Origin of the sequence: Psychrobacter immobilis (genome assembly GCF_003148585.1) — a bacterium.
In the GTDB taxonomy this organism is placed as follows: Bacteria; Pseudomonadota; Gammaproteobacteria; order Pseudomonadales; family Moraxellaceae; genus Psychrobacter; species Psychrobacter immobilis.
On sequence record NZ_QGGM01000004.1, the window covers coordinates 160366 to 176153 of the forward strand.

Below are 15788 nucleotides of genomic sequence, written 5' to 3' on the forward strand. Positions count from 1 at the left end.
AAAGCGAAAAACCTGTTAGAGTGGCAAGCAAAATTATCAATTACTGAGATGTGCCAAGATAGCTGGCGTTGGCAAAGTATGAATCCGAATGGTTATAATCTAGCTTAGTTTTTATAAAATATAACCTTTATCTTATTCTCTTTTAATACAGTTTAAAAATTATGAAAAAAATCACCCACGCCGTTATCCCTGTTGCAGGCTTTGGTACTCGTATGTTGCCATTGTCTAAAGCTGTGCCAAAAGAGCTATTGCCACTTGGTAACCGTCCCGCTATTCACTATGTGGTTGAAGAGGCGATTGCTGCTGGTATTAAGCATATTGTCTTGGTTGGTCATGCACAAAAGAGCGCGATTGAAAATTATTTCGATATCAATGCTGAGCTAGATAATCAATTACGTCACAAAGGTAAAGATGAGCTAGCCGATAGCTTAAACTGGCTGCCAGACGATGTGACCGTATCGATGATACGTCAAGGTAAAGCATTAGGTTTGGGTCATGCGGTACTCGCGGCTCGCCCCATTATTGGTGAGCATGATTTTGCCGTATTATTGCCCGATGTTGTGCTTGATCCTTTTACGGGCGATATGGCTGCTGATAACTTAGCCTTTATGATTGATGCTTTTGCTGAAGACAACCATTCACAGATATTGGTCGATAAAGTCGCTGATGAAGATGTGCATAAATATGGTATTGCCAAACTGCATGAAGCGTTTAGTGAGGTGAGCAGGGAAGATGGTGAAGCAGACAGTAATGCCAGCTTCAAAGTCGCAGGATTTATAGAAAAGCCCAACTTAGCCAATGCACCCTCAAAATTAGCAGTCGTTGGTCGTTATGTCTTTAGCAATCACATTTTTGACTATCTGGCGAATACCAAAGCCTCGGTTGGTGGTGAAATTCAGCTGACCGATGCGATTGATGCGTTGATTAGTGAATACGGCGTGAATGTCACGACCATGCGCGGCGATAGCTATGATGCCGGTGATATGCGCTCATATATGCAAGCATTTATCTATTTTGCCGAGCAGCAATTAGCAGAAGATGAATAGCTGATGGCTGAGATAAAGGGCAATAGCGCTTATAAAAGTGCTCGGAACTCTACATACTGGCAGCAACTACAAATGCTTGCGAAGCAGCCATGGTCACTGGCAGCCTTGTTTGCACAAGATGACAGTCGTGCAACGCTTTTTAGCATGCAAGCAGGCGCGCTATATATGGACTATAGCAAGCAATGTATTGACGAACAGGTGCTAGCAAGTCTGTTGCAGCTAGCAGAAAGCTGTGAATTGTCCACAAGGATTGATGCACTGATGCAAGGGGCGATGGTCAATACCAGCGAGGAGCGTGCTGCCTTGCATACAGCACTACGATTGCCAGAGTCTGCAAAACTAGACGTTGATGGGCAAAATGTCGTCGCTGATGTGCATGATAGTCTGTCGCAAGTAGCACGTTTATCTGAACGTGTCCGTAGTGGTACATGGCGCGGATTTTCTGGTAAAGCCATCACGGATGTGGTCAATATTGGCGTTGGTGGCTCTGATCTTGGCCCGCTTATGGCGACGACCGCACTGGATGAGTGGGCAGATACCAACATTGAAGTACATTTCGTCTCTAATATGGACGGTACTCAGCTTGATAATTTGCTCAAGCACCTCAATCCTGAAACGACCTTGTTTATCATCTCGTCCAAGTCATTTGGTACGGTTGATACGTTATCTAATGCTAAAACAGCATTATCATGGCTGCTTGCCACTGCCAAGCTGCGTGCAGGTACTGAAGACAGTGTGCTACGCCGCCACTTTATTGGTATCTCCGCTAACAGTGAAAAAATGAGTGCGTGGGGTATTCATCCTGAGCATCAGCTACAGCTTTGGGAATGGGTTGGTGGGCGTTTTTCTTTATGGTCGGCGATTGGTCTTGCTATTGCTATTCGTATCGGTATAGATGGGTTTAAAGCGTTATTGGCTGGGGCTCATAGTATGGATGAGCATTTTGCCAAAGCAGATTTTGCAGAAAACTTACCAGTATTGTTGGGTTTGCTTGCTGTTTGGAACAGTACCTTTTTACAGGTAAATGCTCATACCGTATTGCCCTATGATGGTCGTCTCAGCTATTTACCAAGCTACTTAACCCAGCTTGAGATGGAGAGTAATGGTAAATCGGTCACCCAGCACGGTGATCATATTGACTACGATACCTGTCCGATTCTGTGGGGCGAGATTGGCTCTAATGCTCAGCATGCCTTTTATCAGTTGCTACATCAAGGCACACAGCAGGTGTCTTGTGACTTTATCGCTTGTGTGAGCCGCTATAGTGGTCAATCGCAAAATGCGCCATTACAGCAGCAGCATGAGCTGTCTTTGGCCAATTGTCTAGCACAGAGCCGAGTGCTGGCTTTTGGTAATGCCGCGCTTCAAGAGTCTGAGGTTCAAGTAGCTTCTGCCGCTGATAAATACAAATATTACCGTGGCAATCAGCCTTCAACGACATTGCTAATCGATGAGCTGACGCCGCATAGTTTGGGAGCGCTGATTGCGCTTTATGAGCATAAAGTCTATGTTATGGCCAGCATTTGGGATATTAACCCGTTTGATCAATGGGGCGTCGAGATGGGCAAGCAAATGGCGGAGTCCGTACATCAAGCCATGCAGCAAGCAGGTGAGAGTCAGTTTGACAGCTCCACTAACCAGCTGTTAAAACATATTCAGCAGTTGTCTTGATCGTTTTGCTACTAAGTCGATAATCATTAAAGGTGAACGCATGAGCGCTGTTTCTATAAATGACAATACACCTAAATATACGCATGAATCTAAATCACAAAGCACTGCAAGCAAGCAAGTTTGTGTGCTTATTGGTCATAGCATTGAGGCCATTACTAGCGCCGTGGTGCTGGCAAGTCTAGGTCAGCGCGTGCATCTTTATGCAGATATTGAGCTATTGACGCAGCAAATACAACAATATGGCTTTGAGCATCATTTGCAAGCACTGTGGCAGATGTATGAGCAGCAGCAGGTTATAATTAGTACAGCATTACCGGCTAGCGCTGACACGCTAATACAATATTATGAAACGGCAAATTTTAGTGACAGTCGTCACATCAATGAGAGCAATGAGAGCAATGAGATTAGTAAGATTGACAGCCAAAGCACCGTTGCGCTTTATTGGTTATTTTTAGACAGTATCAAGCCAGTATGGGCAGAAGCCAGCTGGATTACTGCCTTCAACCATAGTCATCAGCAATCGCTACCCGTGATTATAAGTGGCATTGAGAAACTAGGGGTGGTCTCAGCACTGGCGCAAAATTTGCAGCGCGCGTGGGTCTACTATGTGCCGTTTGTATTCTTGCAAGACGGTGATGCTTATAGCTCAATGTTAAATCCCTCACTGTGGTTGCTTGGTGAAAAAACAGCCAATAGTAGCCAGCATCTAGAAGTATTGAAGCCGTTAATGCAGCATGCGCGTGCCGCTCATCACGCTGATATCGCAACGATAGAGTTTGCCCGTAGCAGTATCATGGCGATGCTGGCGACGCGAGTGAGTTTTATGAATGAGATGTCACGCTTGGCGGACAGTCAACAGGTAGATATCAAGCAAGTCAGTCGTGTCATGGGGCTAGACGCGCGGGTCGGCAGCAGTTATCTGCAAGCAGGCTGGGGCTTTGGTGGTAACACACTACCGACCGAGCTGGCTAAATTACAGCAGTCCAGCCAAACGCACAGTTTAGAGATGCCGCTGTTGCAGTCAGTCATGCACATCAACGAAGATCAAAAAGAGCTGATATTCCGCAAATTCTGGCAATATTTTGATGGTTTTATTGATAATAAAACGGTGATGATTTGGGGCGGTAGTTATAAATCAGGCTCAGGACGTACCGCAGGCTCAGCCATACATCCATTGCTAGCGTTATTATGGTCTTATAATATTCGTACGATAGTCTATAGTGACAAAGCGCAGGCCGAACTCGCTGTGCTTTATCAGCAGCAATCATTATTGCAATTGATTAATAATCCTTATCAGCAGCTAAGTGCCGCACAGGCGATTTTTATCATTAGTTGGTCGCCACAAGATCAACTAGATATTGCCAAGCTTAATCAACACGCGATGCCAGTATTTGATGCGCAAAATGCACTGACACGATTGCAGATCGATAATCTGGTAGGTGACTATATGGGCATTGGTCGGTCTAAATAGCGTTATTCAAGTTTTTCAGTTGCTAAAAAAGCTCGTTGATAATTATCAGCGAGCTTTTTTGATTTTTAGTCGAAATCACCCATATTAAATCGTATTCATTTACGCTGGTATAGCACCTTGGCTAGCAAGCCACTGTTGAATCTCTCGAATTTTAATAGCTAATAACTCTTTATCGCCACGACTTTCAATGTTTAATCTGATAAGTGGTTCGGTATTGGAGGCTCGCAGATTAAAGCGCCACTCGCCGAAGTTAAGACTTAAGCCATCAAGAGTTGATTTGGTCGGATTTTCGCTGCTAAATTTTTCCTCAATAGCGCTAATAATAGTTGGCGCACCATTTGTTGTGAGTCGAAAATTAAGCTCGCCTGAACTTGGATAGGCTTGAATATAGCCAGTAACCAATTCTGATAAAGTCTTACCAGTGACAGACAACAGCTCAATGGTGAGCAGCCATGGAATCATGCCGCTATCGCAATAGAAAAAGTCACGGAAATAGTGGTGGGCAGACATCTCGCCGCCATAAACCGCGCCAGAGTCACGCATGACTTGCTTAATAAATGAATGTCCAGATTTACTGATGACAGCCTTACCGTTATGTTCTTTAATCACGGCTTCAGTATTGTAAATGACCCGTGGATCGTAGACGATTGACTCATTTGGGTACTTATTCAAAAATGCTTGGGCAAGCATGCCGACGATGTAACTGCCATCAATAAATTCACCATGTTCATCGAATAAAAAGCAGCGGTCAAAGTCGCCATCAAAGGCAATGCCAAGGTCGGCTTTATTTTCCAAAACAGCTTGCTGAGTCGCCACTCGATTGGCTTCAATCATAGGGTTGGGGATGCCATTGGGGAAGCTACCATTTGGTGTATGATGCAGTTTAATCACTTCAATTGGCGCACCAGCTTGTGCAAGCTTTTCAATCAACAAGTCAACTACGGGTCCCGCACTGCCATTGCCTGAGTTAATCACTAATTTAAGCGATTTGAGCTTATCGGTATCAATAAAAGTCATGACATGATTGATATAAGCGCTTTTATCAGTTAATAATTGCAACGTTCCTGATCGGTTTTTAGTGATAAATTTCCCAGACTCTGCCAATGCTTGAATCTCTGCCAAACCATCATCAGCACTGATCGGCTTTGAATGTTCCTTAACCAATTTTAAGCCGTTATAGTTAATAGGATTATGGCTGGCTGTGACCTCAATACCACCCAATGCTTGATAATGACTGGTGGCAAAATAGACCTCTTCTGTGCCGCTCATGCCCAAGTCAATCACATTGACACCAGCATCTACAATACCAGCGATGGTCGCTTGTTTTAATTGCTCGCTTGAATGGCGAATGTCACTACCAATAACGATGGCAGGTTTTAGATTTACCATATCATTGTCATGAGCCTCGACCGCCGCACCATAACGCTGAAATAAAATCTGTGCAAAAGCACGACCAATACGGTAAGCAATGGCTTCGTTTAGATTTACCCCAAGCTCGCCGCGAATATCATAAGCTTTAAATGAATCAATAATAATGGGATTAAATGCAGTTTCTGGCTGATAACGAATGGTCGCAGACGTAGACATAATGATAAAATTCCTTGCGCGTGTGCAATGATAAAATAATAAAGTAGATAGCACAATTATAAGCCAATCAAGGTTCAATGATACACTAACTGCTAAATTGAACGATAAGCAAAAATATAAGAGCCTCCCTTATGAATACTCTCGACAATAAAATAGTAGCGCCTACGCCAGCACAAGGAACGCCAACTGCTAGTGGTGAATTAGACGATTTATTGGCTTTGATGGCGCGGCTACGTGTTGACTGTCCGTGGGATAAAAAACAAACCAATCACAGCCTAATTCCCTATGCGATTGAAGAAGCTTATGAGCTGGGCGAGGCGGTACAAAGTAATGACGATGAGGATATCAAAGGCGAGCTAGGTGATGTGTTGCTGCAAGTTGTTTTTCATTGCCAGATGTATGCGGAGCAAGGGCGCTTTGATATGAGCGATGTCATTACTACTTTACAAGAAAAGCTGATTCGGCGTCATCCGCATGTGTTTGAGGCAGAAACCCTTGAAGATGACACGGCGGTAAAAGCTCGTTGGGATGAGATTAAAGCGGAGGAGCAGCAAGCGCGCGAGGCACGAGGCAAACCAAAACGTCGTTTAGACAATACCAAAGCGGGCAGTGCGCTTATGCAAGCGCAAGATGTACAAAAACAGGCGTCAAAGTTAGGGTTTGACTGGGAGGGCGTTAGCGGTGCTTTTGATAAGCTAGATGAAGAGATTGCCGAGTTAAAGGCTGAATTGATAGATAAATCAAAAGATGCTGCTGAATATAACACAAGCAAAGCCAATATTAGCGATATTGAAAAAGAGCTGGGTGATTGTATGTTTGCGCTCGTCAATGTGGCGCGTAAACTCAATCTTGATGCAGAAGCAGCCACCTTAACGTGTGTGCATAAATTCAAATCACGTTTTGGTTATATTGAAGCGCAGTTAGCCGCGGCTGGTAAGCGTTTAGAGGATAGTGATATTAACGAGATGGATGCACTATGGGAAGCGGCGAAACAATATGAACGATCGTCATGAACGCTTATCATACGGCCTCGTTTGCTAGCTTAGTCAATATGGCTGTTGTCAGTTTAATATTGGCGGTTTTTATGTTGAACAGTGTTCAAGCTGCGCCTTGTTTTGATAATCCTCAAAGGGCTTATGAATATCTATTGGCGCAAGAAAGTGCCAAAATACAGGTACGTGACCAAGCCACTGTAAATATCAATCGTGCTAGTGAAGGCGAGCTCGTTTCATTAAACGGTATCGGCAGCAGCAAAGCCCAAGCGATTATTTTATATCGTGAGATGTTTGGTAATTTTAAGACAGTGGATGAGTTAGCAAAGGTCAAGGGTATTGGTGCAAAAACGGTTGAGAAAAATCGAGGACGTTTACGCGTACAAGATTAAGGGCAGTATTTTGCTTTAATTAACCCCAATATTGACAAAATAGCACGTAAGTATCAGTCATAACACACCTACTAGGCGCAAAATTTGTTAAACTAGCAGGTACATCCGCCTGATAAACGCTGTGTTCATCAGGGGTGGTTAAAGAATACCGGCGAGGAGTAGATGCATGGCCGAGCGTGCCGCCAAGCAGTTAGAACTGAATAAATCTGAATTACCCAATTCCATTACTGAAGTGATTGCCACCTTAAACCGAGCTGGGTTTGATGCCTATATCGTCGGTGGCGGTGTGCGTGATACCTTATTGGGTTTACGTCCAAAAGACTTTGACGCTGTCACTGATGCCAAGCCGCATGAGATCAAAGACGTCTTTGGCAAGCGCTGCCGCATTATCGGTCGTCGCTTTCAGTTGGCGCACGTGTATTCAGGCCGTGAGTTGATTGAGGTTGCTACCTTCCGTGGTCCACCAACCAATGATGCTAATACCAATCAAGACGGTATGATCCTGCGTGATAATGTTTGGGGTGATATCAAACAAGACTTCTCTCGTCGTGATTTCTCTATTAATGCGCTTTATTATCAACCACTTAAAGGCGTGGTTCATGATTTTTGCGGTGCGCTTGACGACATTGATAATAAAATCATTCGTCTGCTCGGCCATGCGCCAGTGCGTATCGAAGAAGATCCAGTACGTTTGTTGCGTGCTTTACGTTTCAAAGCCAAGCTCGGTTTTGAGTTTGATGACGAGTTAGCCGATCAGTTTCATGATGGTAATTGGGCATTGCTTGAGCAAATATCACCGCATCGTCTCTATGATGAAACCCAGAAGATGTTTACTGGTGGTTATCTAGTACCATTGTTGCCATTATTGTTTGAGTCTGGCGCGATTGATAGCTTAATCATCTATCCACCGTCTGAGCCAAGTGCACTAGTCAATCAAGTCGCTATTAATACCGACAAACGTATTGCTGCTGGCAAAAGCATCAATCCGGCGTTCTTTTATGCTGCGCTATTGTGGGAAAACTATCTGCATCAGTTGGCAAAAGCCAAGAAGCGCAATATGCCGTTTGCTGAAGCGCAAATGCACGCCGCTGGTAAAGTGATTGATCGTCAACGTATCAAGACCGCGATTCCTAAATTTGCAGAGCAGTTTATCCGTGATATCTGGATATTGCAGCCAAGACTTGCAGCCCCGCGTAGCAAACAAATCGTCCAACTCTCTGAGCATCCACGCTTTCGCGCAGGTTTTGACTTTTTGTTATTGCGTGAGCAATGCGGTGATGCTGAGCATCCGTTATCAGAGTCGACCAATGGTATGGGCGATTGGTGGCAGACCTATCAGACATTGTCTGAGCGAGAGCAGCAGCAAGCCATTGATGATTTTGATGAAAATATTCGTCGCGGTGCCTATAAAAAAGGGCAACAAGCGCAGCGTGGTCGTGGGCGTAATCGTCAAAATCCAGAGTCAAATAGCATCGATCACTCAATATCTCATCAAAAAAATACCAAGCACAGCAAAGCCAATGATACTGCTGAGCAGGGTAGGAATGATCAGAATATGGTAAATGACCCGTCAAATATTCCAGCACGCCGTCGCCGCGCTGTCAGTCAGTCAGACTCTGTTAAGCAATCTGGTGGCAATAACAACAACAAGCACTATGAATCGCAGCAAGTAAGTCAAGACAGCCATGAGCTTGCTCAGTTACGACAGCTATCTCTTGCCAATAGCAGCAACCAAGCGGCAAATAAACGCCATCATTCCAAGCCTGCACCACTTTTTGTAATCGAGTATGAAAAAGTCGTGCCACCATTGCAGAAGCAGCTATCAAATGGTGATAAACCTGATAGTCGTCAAGGGGCTGCGCAGAAAAAACCTGTCCATAAGAGTGTATCGGCTGAGAAAGAACTAAAAAATCAGGATGTCAGTTCTGATGCTAACTCTTATAGTAAGGCTGACAGTAAGCCTGATCGCTCAAATCAAGCTCAGCAGCCAAAAGCAACACAGTCAAAGGTTACGCCTTCATCTGTGGCTCGTTCGGTAGCAAGATCGCCTGCCCTCGTCAGTATGAATAACGAGCCGATACCCCATAAGCGTCGCCGTCGTCAGCCGAGTGTAGAGAGTATAAATCTTGCTAGTAACACAGAGATGCAAGTAACGACTAACAACGACGTTAAAGCTGCAGCAAAGTATGCAAAAAAAGCACCTAAGCCAGCAGCCCAGCCTACTGATAAAACAGATATTCCGGCTAAAAAAACGGCTGAGCGCAAAAAAGTGGCGAAGGTTACGACACCTGTAAGCGCTAAAAAGCCAGCCAAAACGACAGAAGCAAAGTCTGCTAACACCAGCCAAGCTGCTAACGGCAATGTCGGTACGAGTAGTGTGAATGACAATAAAGGTCCTGTCCCATCGAAACGTCGCCGTCGCCAACCTAGTACTGACAATGTCTAATATTACTAATGATGCGGGCAACGCGGATTGGGTAACCTGCTACGTAGGTTTGGGTAGCAATTTGTCTAACGACTTGGGTTCACCAGTAGAACATTTGCAGCAGGCAATCGCAGCGATGCAAGAGCATAAGCAAATACGTGCGGTTCGTGTTTCTTCGTTTTATGCTTCAGCGCCTATGGGGCCGCAAGATCAGCCTGATTTTGTTAATGCCGTCGCTGGGTTTGAGACGATATTGCCGCCTTTTGAGTTGCTTGCTTACTGTCAACAGTTAGAAGAAGAGGCTAAGCGTGCACGAATACGGCGTTGGGGTGAGCGTAGTTTGGATGTCGATATTTTGTTATACGGTGAGGCGCAAATCACTGAGCCACAATTAACCGTACCGCACGCTGGATTGTTTGAGCGTAATTTTGTCTTATTACCACTGCGAGAGTTAACCCCAGCGCTTATCATTGCTAGCAAGTCGATAGATGACTATCCGCCTAGCAAAGATTGGACAGGCTTAAAATTACTGTAGCCAATCTACTATAAAAGAGTGAAAACGCTTACCTCTTTTAAGGTGAATCACCTATAACAAACGATTGCTAAAAGTTTTGATCACAATCAGAATAATAGCTAGAGACAGCTAAAGGTTAATCGAGGATCATATGACGACGTTATCTACTTTAAAAAAATTCAAAAAAGACGGCACCAAGTTTACTTGCTTAACGTGCTATGACTCGATGTTTGCACGCATGATGGAAAAAGCAGAGATTGATACGATTTTAGTAGGTGACAGTTTGGGCATGGTGGTACAAGGTCATGATTCAACGTTACCCGTGACTGTCAATGACATGGCTTATCATACAGCCAATATTGCCCGTAGCAATAAACACGCGCTGATTTTGGCTGACCTACCATTTATGAGCTATGTCACCCTACCAGAAGCGGTTGCCAATAGTCGCCAGCTGATGCAGGCGGGCGCGCATGTGATTAAGATTGAAGGCGGTAGTGAGCTTTGTGATTTAATCACGACTTTGGCGCAAGCAGGGACGCCTACTTGTGTGCATTTAGGATTAACACCGCAATCAGTCAATGTGTTTGGTGGTTATAAAATCCAAGGTCGTGGTGACGAAGCGGCTGATAAATTGCTTGCTGATGCGACAGCAGTCGTTGCGGCAGGTGCTGCGCTGCTAGTGTTAGAGTGCGTACCTGCTGAGCTTGCAAAAGCAGTGACAGAAGCCGTCGCAGTGCCAGTTATTGGAATTGGTGCTGGTGCAGATACGGATGGTCAAGTGTTGGTCATGCATGACATGCTAGGTATGGCGCACGGCCGTGTCCCGCGCTTTATTCATGACTTTTTGACCGATGAGCGTAATAGCACGCACAGTATCGAAGGCGCATTTGCCCTTTACCAGCAGTCAGTACGTGAAGGCAGCTTCCCAACCGAGCAGCACCAGTTTAGCTAACATTTTAGTTTTTACGATTATCAGTAGAAGAATAGTTAACCATGCCAATCATTCATCATCATATCTCCGCATTGCGTACGGCTTTACAGTCTTATCGTGGACAAAAAAATGACAATCAAGATGGCCCACAGCGTATCGCTTTAGTGCCAACGATGGGCAATCTGCATGCCGGCCATCTTGAATTAGTAAAAATAGCCAAGCAACATGCTGATATCGTGGTGGTTAGTATTTTTGTCAACCCTACTCAATTTGGCGCGGGAGAGGATTTTGATAGTTATCCTCGCACGCTTGATGAGGATGTCGCTAAGCTAGCAACGGTCGATACTGATTATGTGTTTGCGCCCAGTATTGAAGAGATGTACCCAGTCTTACCGCCGCCGACCTCTGTTCTTGCAGGTGCTATTACCACTCAATTATGTGGTCAATCACGCCCTGGCCATTTTGACGGTGTTGGTATTGTCGTTTCTAAACTGTTCAATATCGTACAACCAGATATGGCTGTTTTTGGACAAAAAGATTATCAGCAATTAGCGATTATTAAGCAATTGGTACGTGATTTAAGTTATCCGATTGAAATTAGAGGGGCACCTATTGTCCGCGCTGCAGATGGTTTGGCGCTTTCATCGCGTAACCAATATTTAAGTGCTACTGAACGTGAGGTAGCACCTGTTATCCATCAAGCGCTACAATATTTAGCAAAGCAGTTAGAGAGAGGCGAACAGAGCCAACAAGCTGTTCAATCGTTGTTAGCAGAAACGCATCAGCATATTACGGATGCTGGCTTCATTATTGATTATTTAGACATTAGAACCGATACGTTAGAGTCACTCACTAATGATACTGTAACTTTTAATGCAGAAAATAAGAGTTTGATGATTTTAGTCGCTGCTTGGCTAGGACGTGCACGTTTGTTAGACAATCAATTGGTGACGGTGGATCAATCGTTGTGACATAGTAATTTGCAGGATGCAATGGACTAGAATGGGTGAATCATGGATGTGAGTCAGGGTGAAAATAACAGTCAATCTGAGCAGGCAGCGTGTAAAATAGCAACCGATAAGCTCAGTATCCTAGTGGTATCAGGACGTTCAGGCTCAGGTAAAACCTCAGTATTGAATATCTTAGAAGATTTAGGCTATTATTCTATTGATAACCTACCGTTATCCTTATTGCCGGATGCTGCGCATAAATTGGTCAATGAAAGTGGGATTCGTCGTATTGCGCTTGGTGTTGATATTCGAACACCGCGAGCGGACCTATCCAACTTTGCAGAGATGCATGCATCCCTAAAAAAAACATACGGGGAGCATGCGGTAAAAGTGGTGTATGTGACCGCGCAAGAAAGTACCTTGATAGCACGTTTTAATGCGACACGCCGCGTACATCCGCTGATGTCACAGGATATCGATAGTGACAATGCCAAGCACATTGCTTTTAATCTACCTGCCGCGATTAAAAAAGAAGTGGAGCTGTTAGAGCCTATCGCAGGTCATGCCGATATCAGAATTGATACCAGCAATTTGAATATTCATCAATTGAAAGACAGCTTGCGTGAACATGTCGGCGTGGACAATCAGATTGTGATTAATCTGCTGTCTTTTGGCTTTAAATATGGCAGTCCTATTGATGCAGATTTTGTCTTTGATGTGAGAATTTTGCCGAATCCGCATTGGAATCCTGAATTGCGTACTTCGACAGGTCTAGACACGGAAGTTGCCGCATTTTTTGCCGACTATCCAGAAGTGGCTGAGATGACTGATGATATAGATAAGTTTTTAACCCGTTGGTTACCCGAATTTTTACACAATAACCGCCATACAGTGACAGTGGCTATTGGCTGTACTGGTGGTAAGCATCGTTCAGTATTCATCACCGATAATTTACAACGTCGTCTTGCCGATGTTATGCCGCAAAGTATAAAAGTGCTGGCGAAACATCGTGAAAAAAATCGTTGGTAGTTATTGGTAAACACTGGGGCATATCTTCATTTTTATGACTATTCCTAAAATGAGAGCATGCCCCTGTTAATTTTATTATTTATTATTTTGGAAAGCTTTTATGATTGACTGGAAAGAACAGGATATGCGCGTTTCGCGCACTGAACTCAAAAAAGCCCATGAGCGCTTGCAGAAGTTGTCGATACCACTTGCCAGCTTATCGAAAAAGCAGCTCAAAAATCTGCCAGCCAGTGACTATTTTATGGCAGAACTTATGGCATTGGCCGATATCACCAGCGCTAATGCTCGTATTCGCCAAACCAAGCGCGTTGGTAAGCTGATTAGTGAAGAAAACCGCCACGAATTGGTAAAAGCATTATTTGATGCATTTTTCCCTAAAGAACAGGTCTCAAAAATAGAAAGTTGGTTTGAGCGTTTAAATATTAATGATGAAGGGACGCTTAAGCAGTTCGTTAAACAATACCAAGCATCTGAACAAAATAGTATGTATCAATTACTGTTATGGATTGAGTACGCCAAGCATACCCAAGATGATGAGCTGATGGCAGAGTCTAAAGCAGACTTAGCCAGTTATATTCGTGAAGTCACTATTTTGTCGCAATTGAAAAAAGAAAAGTAATAAGATGATAGCGGCTAAATAACTTTGAGCACTATTTATACAATATCTCCACTTATAAATTAATGTAGTCTACAAATGCAAAAAGCCAATCACTTGATGATTGGCTTTTTTATGGGTAAGAGCATTTAGGTACAAATGACACTTATAGATAAATGCTAGTCCCTAATTTATAACGGTACTTAATTTATATTAGTACTTAACCTATTTCTTTTCAGCACGCACTTTGTCAACCAAATAGTCAACGACTTTAGGTACAGTAGCGCTTTCACCAGTTACAACGTATTTGCCTTGCACGACGACTGCTGGCACACCAGAGAGCTGATAACGCTTAGCGCCTGCTTGTGAACGACCAATTTTCGTACCAACGGCGAATGAATTATAAAGGCTATTGAATTTCTTCTCATTAACGCCTTTCGATGCATACCATTTGCTTAATGATGATTGGTCAAAGATTTTCTTACCATCTTTGTGAATGGCATCAAATAGCGCGTCATGGGTCTTGTCTTCAAACCCTAGCAGCTGAGCGGCATAGAAACCACGAGCGTTCGCTTCCCAGACAGGGTTAAGCGCTGCTGGCGTTTTGAAAAAGGCAACGTCTTTGTCTTTGTTTTTAGCCCATTTTTCCATATGTGGGTTAAGAACGTTACAATGCGGGCAACCATACCAAAAAAACTCACGAACAATGATAGCATCACCGCTGATTTTTTCTGGATTGTCTAGCACGCGATAGTCTTTTCCGGCGACATAGTCGGCAGCTTGTGCGCCCATAGTGGCAAGTCCAATGGCCATGGCCAGACTAGTCAGTGTGATGACACGTTTCATACTTTATCCTTGAGGTGTGAAAACTTAGGGTTTGTTGAGATGTTTTAGTATCGTATGGTTTTGGGTATAGCGCACAGGTTTTTAAAGTGCCCAAACGAGACAGCGTCGAGTATAATCGAACTATAGTGACGTATCGACTATAATAACGTAAAACATGGTTGATTGTGAATCCGATTCTTAACTAATGGTTGTAAAGCTGTGAGCCATTATTTAAGGCATATTTCACCGCATTTTTTGGAATTTTTTTAGCGTTTTATTATTTAGGTTTTGGGCTGTTTGAGGCATCTATCCTCTAAAAAAATGGTACAGAAAATATGAACGTTTGCTAAGAGTATTCACAATCGGTGACGATGTACTCACGACAAAGCTACCGCTCTCATGCTAATATTAGGCACATAATTGTGCACTGTATATGATTATAACGATAATGACAATAAAGGAAAAATGCAATGAGCTCAGCTCTATCTTCCTCGCCTTCTTTGAATGAGCAAGCAAACAGCAGTCTTGATGATACAACGGCTACCGCCATTAATGTAGATCCTAGCGAAGTCGACAAGTTTAATAAGTTGGCAAGCGAATGGTGGAGCAAGACGGGTGCATTTGCGACTTTGCATGAAATAAATCCACTGCGTTTAAATTGGATAGAAGACAACGTCAAGCGCAGTTATCAAAATGACAGTGCTGATACAGATATTCATAAAACGGCTGAAACCGGCTTGGCTGGAAAAAAAGTGCTCGATGTCGGCTGTGGCGGCGGTATATTGTCAGAGTCTATGGCACGTCGCGGTGCGGATGTGACGGGGATTGATTTGGGTACCGAAAACCTAAAAGCGGCAGCGCTGCATGCAGAGCAAAGCGCTTTACATGAGACGTTGCGCTATCAGCATATTCCAGTAGAAGAACTAGCCAAAACTCAGGCAGGTCAGTTCGATGTGGTGACTTGCATGGAGATGCTCGAACATGTGCCTGATCCCAGCTCGATTGTGCAGGCTTGTTTTGAGTTATTGGCACCAGGCGGTGTTTGTGTGCTATCGACGATCAATCGAAACCCTAAATCATATCTATTTGCCATCGTTGGGGCAGAATATGTATTGCGCTTGCTCGATCGCGGCACTCATGACTATGCCAAATTTATTACGCCAGCTGAGCTAGACAAAATGGCAATTGATGCTGGATTCACACGTCAAGATATCATTGGCTTGCATTATAATCCGCTGACCAAGCGCTATTGGCTGGCTCAAAATGTCGATGTCAATTACATGATGGCAGTACACAAGCCACTGGCTTAAGCTGAATGCCGTATTTGGTTGTTTTCATGCCATACTATTTCACTCAACAC

14 protein-coding genes are annotated in these 15788 nt (G+C 44.0%); 12 read left to right on the forward strand and 2 right to left on the reverse strand.

All coding sequences use genetic code 11. The annotated features are described in order from the left end of the window. The first annotated feature begins 161 nt into the window (after positions 1-161). Genes C8D84_RS05480 through C8D84_RS05490 form a run of 3 tightly spaced genes read left to right on the forward strand, consistent with a single transcriptional unit; the run spans position 162 to position 4188 of the window. Positions 162-1046, forward strand: a complete 885-nt coding sequence (locus C8D84_RS05480) for a UTP--glucose-1-phosphate uridylyltransferase (protein WP_045455428.1) — start codon at positions 162-164, stop codon at positions 1044-1046. A gap of 3 nt (positions 1047-1049) precedes the next feature. Beyond that, a complete protein-coding gene (pgi, locus tag C8D84_RS05485; protein ID WP_109590647.1) occupies positions 1050-2717 on the forward strand; it encodes a glucose-6-phosphate isomerase in 1668 nt (555 codons plus the stop codon). A gap of 40 nt (positions 2718-2757) precedes the next feature. After that, positions 2758-4188: a UDP-glucose/GDP-mannose dehydrogenase family protein gene (locus tag C8D84_RS05490; protein WP_109590649.1), complete on the forward strand. Its 1431-nt coding sequence runs from the start codon at positions 2758-2760 to the stop codon at positions 4186-4188. A gap of 99 nt (positions 4189-4287) precedes the next feature. Here the strand turns inward: C8D84_RS05490 and C8D84_RS05495 are convergent, their stop codons facing one another. Then, positions 4288-5775 (reverse strand): phosphohexomutase domain-containing protein, encoded by a 1488-nt coding sequence (locus C8D84_RS05495; protein WP_109590651.1) that lies wholly within the window; start codon positions 5773-5775, stop codon positions 4288-4290. Between the two features lie 131 nt (positions 5776-5906). Between C8D84_RS05495 and mazG the strand changes: the two genes are divergently transcribed. The 8 genes from mazG (at position 5907) to yjgA (ending at position 13627) form a co-directional block, all read left to right on the forward strand. Then, positions 5907-6788 carry a nucleoside triphosphate pyrophosphohydrolase gene (mazG, locus tag C8D84_RS05500; protein ID WP_109590653.1) on the forward strand — a complete coding sequence of 294 codons (882 nt, stop codon included), beginning with the start codon at positions 5907-5909 and terminating at the stop codon, positions 6786-6788. A gap of 71 nt (positions 6789-6859) precedes the next feature. Beyond that, positions 6860-7159, forward strand: a complete 300-nt coding sequence (locus C8D84_RS05505; protein ID WP_407691872.1) for a ComEA family DNA-binding protein — start codon at positions 6860-6862, stop codon at positions 7157-7159. Between the two features lie 166 nt (positions 7160-7325). After that, positions 7326-9605: a polynucleotide adenylyltransferase PcnB gene (gene pcnB / locus C8D84_RS05510; RefSeq protein ID WP_109590657.1), complete on the forward strand. Its 2280-nt coding sequence runs from the start codon at positions 7326-7328 to the stop codon at positions 9603-9605. Beyond that, positions 9598-10119, forward strand: a complete 522-nt coding sequence (gene folK / locus C8D84_RS05515) for a 2-amino-4-hydroxy-6-hydroxymethyldihydropteridine diphosphokinase (protein WP_109590658.1) — start codon at positions 9598-9600, stop codon at positions 10117-10119. The genes pcnB and folK overlap by 8 nt, the downstream gene beginning before the upstream one ends. 130 nt (positions 10120-10249) lie before the next feature. Further along, the gene (gene panB, locus C8D84_RS05520; RefSeq protein ID WP_109590660.1) at positions 10250-11050 is read left to right on the forward strand and encodes a 3-methyl-2-oxobutanoate hydroxymethyltransferase; all 801 of its coding nucleotides are present in this window, start codon (positions 10250-10252) and stop codon (positions 11048-11050) included. Positions 11051-11091: 41 nt separating this feature from the next. Beyond that, positions 11092-12000: a pantoate--beta-alanine ligase gene (gene panC / locus C8D84_RS05525; RefSeq protein ID WP_109590662.1), complete on the forward strand. Its 909-nt coding sequence runs from the start codon at positions 11092-11094 to the stop codon at positions 11998-12000. 42 nt (positions 12001-12042) lie between these two features. After that, positions 12043-13008 carry an RNase adapter RapZ gene (gene rapZ / locus C8D84_RS05530; RefSeq protein ID WP_109590664.1) on the forward strand — a complete coding sequence of 322 codons (966 nt, stop codon included), beginning with the start codon at positions 12043-12045 and terminating at the stop codon, positions 13006-13008. A gap of 100 nt (positions 13009-13108) precedes the next feature. Beyond that, entirely contained in the window at positions 13109-13627 is a 519-nt protein-coding gene (gene yjgA / locus C8D84_RS05535) for a ribosome biogenesis factor YjgA (RefSeq protein WP_045443152.1), read from the forward strand. Positions 13628-13828: 201 nt separating this feature from the next. On the opposite strand, the gene C8D84_RS05540 is transcribed toward yjgA, so the two are convergent. Next, the gene (locus C8D84_RS05540) at positions 13829-14449 is read right to left on the reverse strand and encodes a thiol:disulfide interchange protein DsbA/DsbL (RefSeq protein ID WP_109590666.1); all 621 of its coding nucleotides are present in this window, start codon (positions 14447-14449) and stop codon (positions 13829-13831) included. Positions 14450-14898: 449 nt separating this feature from the next. On the opposite strand from C8D84_RS05540, the gene ubiG reads away from it, so the two are divergent. Then, positions 14899-15738, forward strand: a complete 840-nt coding sequence (gene ubiG, locus C8D84_RS05545; RefSeq protein ID WP_109590668.1) for a bifunctional 2-polyprenyl-6-hydroxyphenol methylase/3-demethylubiquinol 3-O-methyltransferase UbiG — start codon at positions 14899-14901, stop codon at positions 15736-15738. Positions 15739-15788 lie beyond the last annotated feature (50 nt).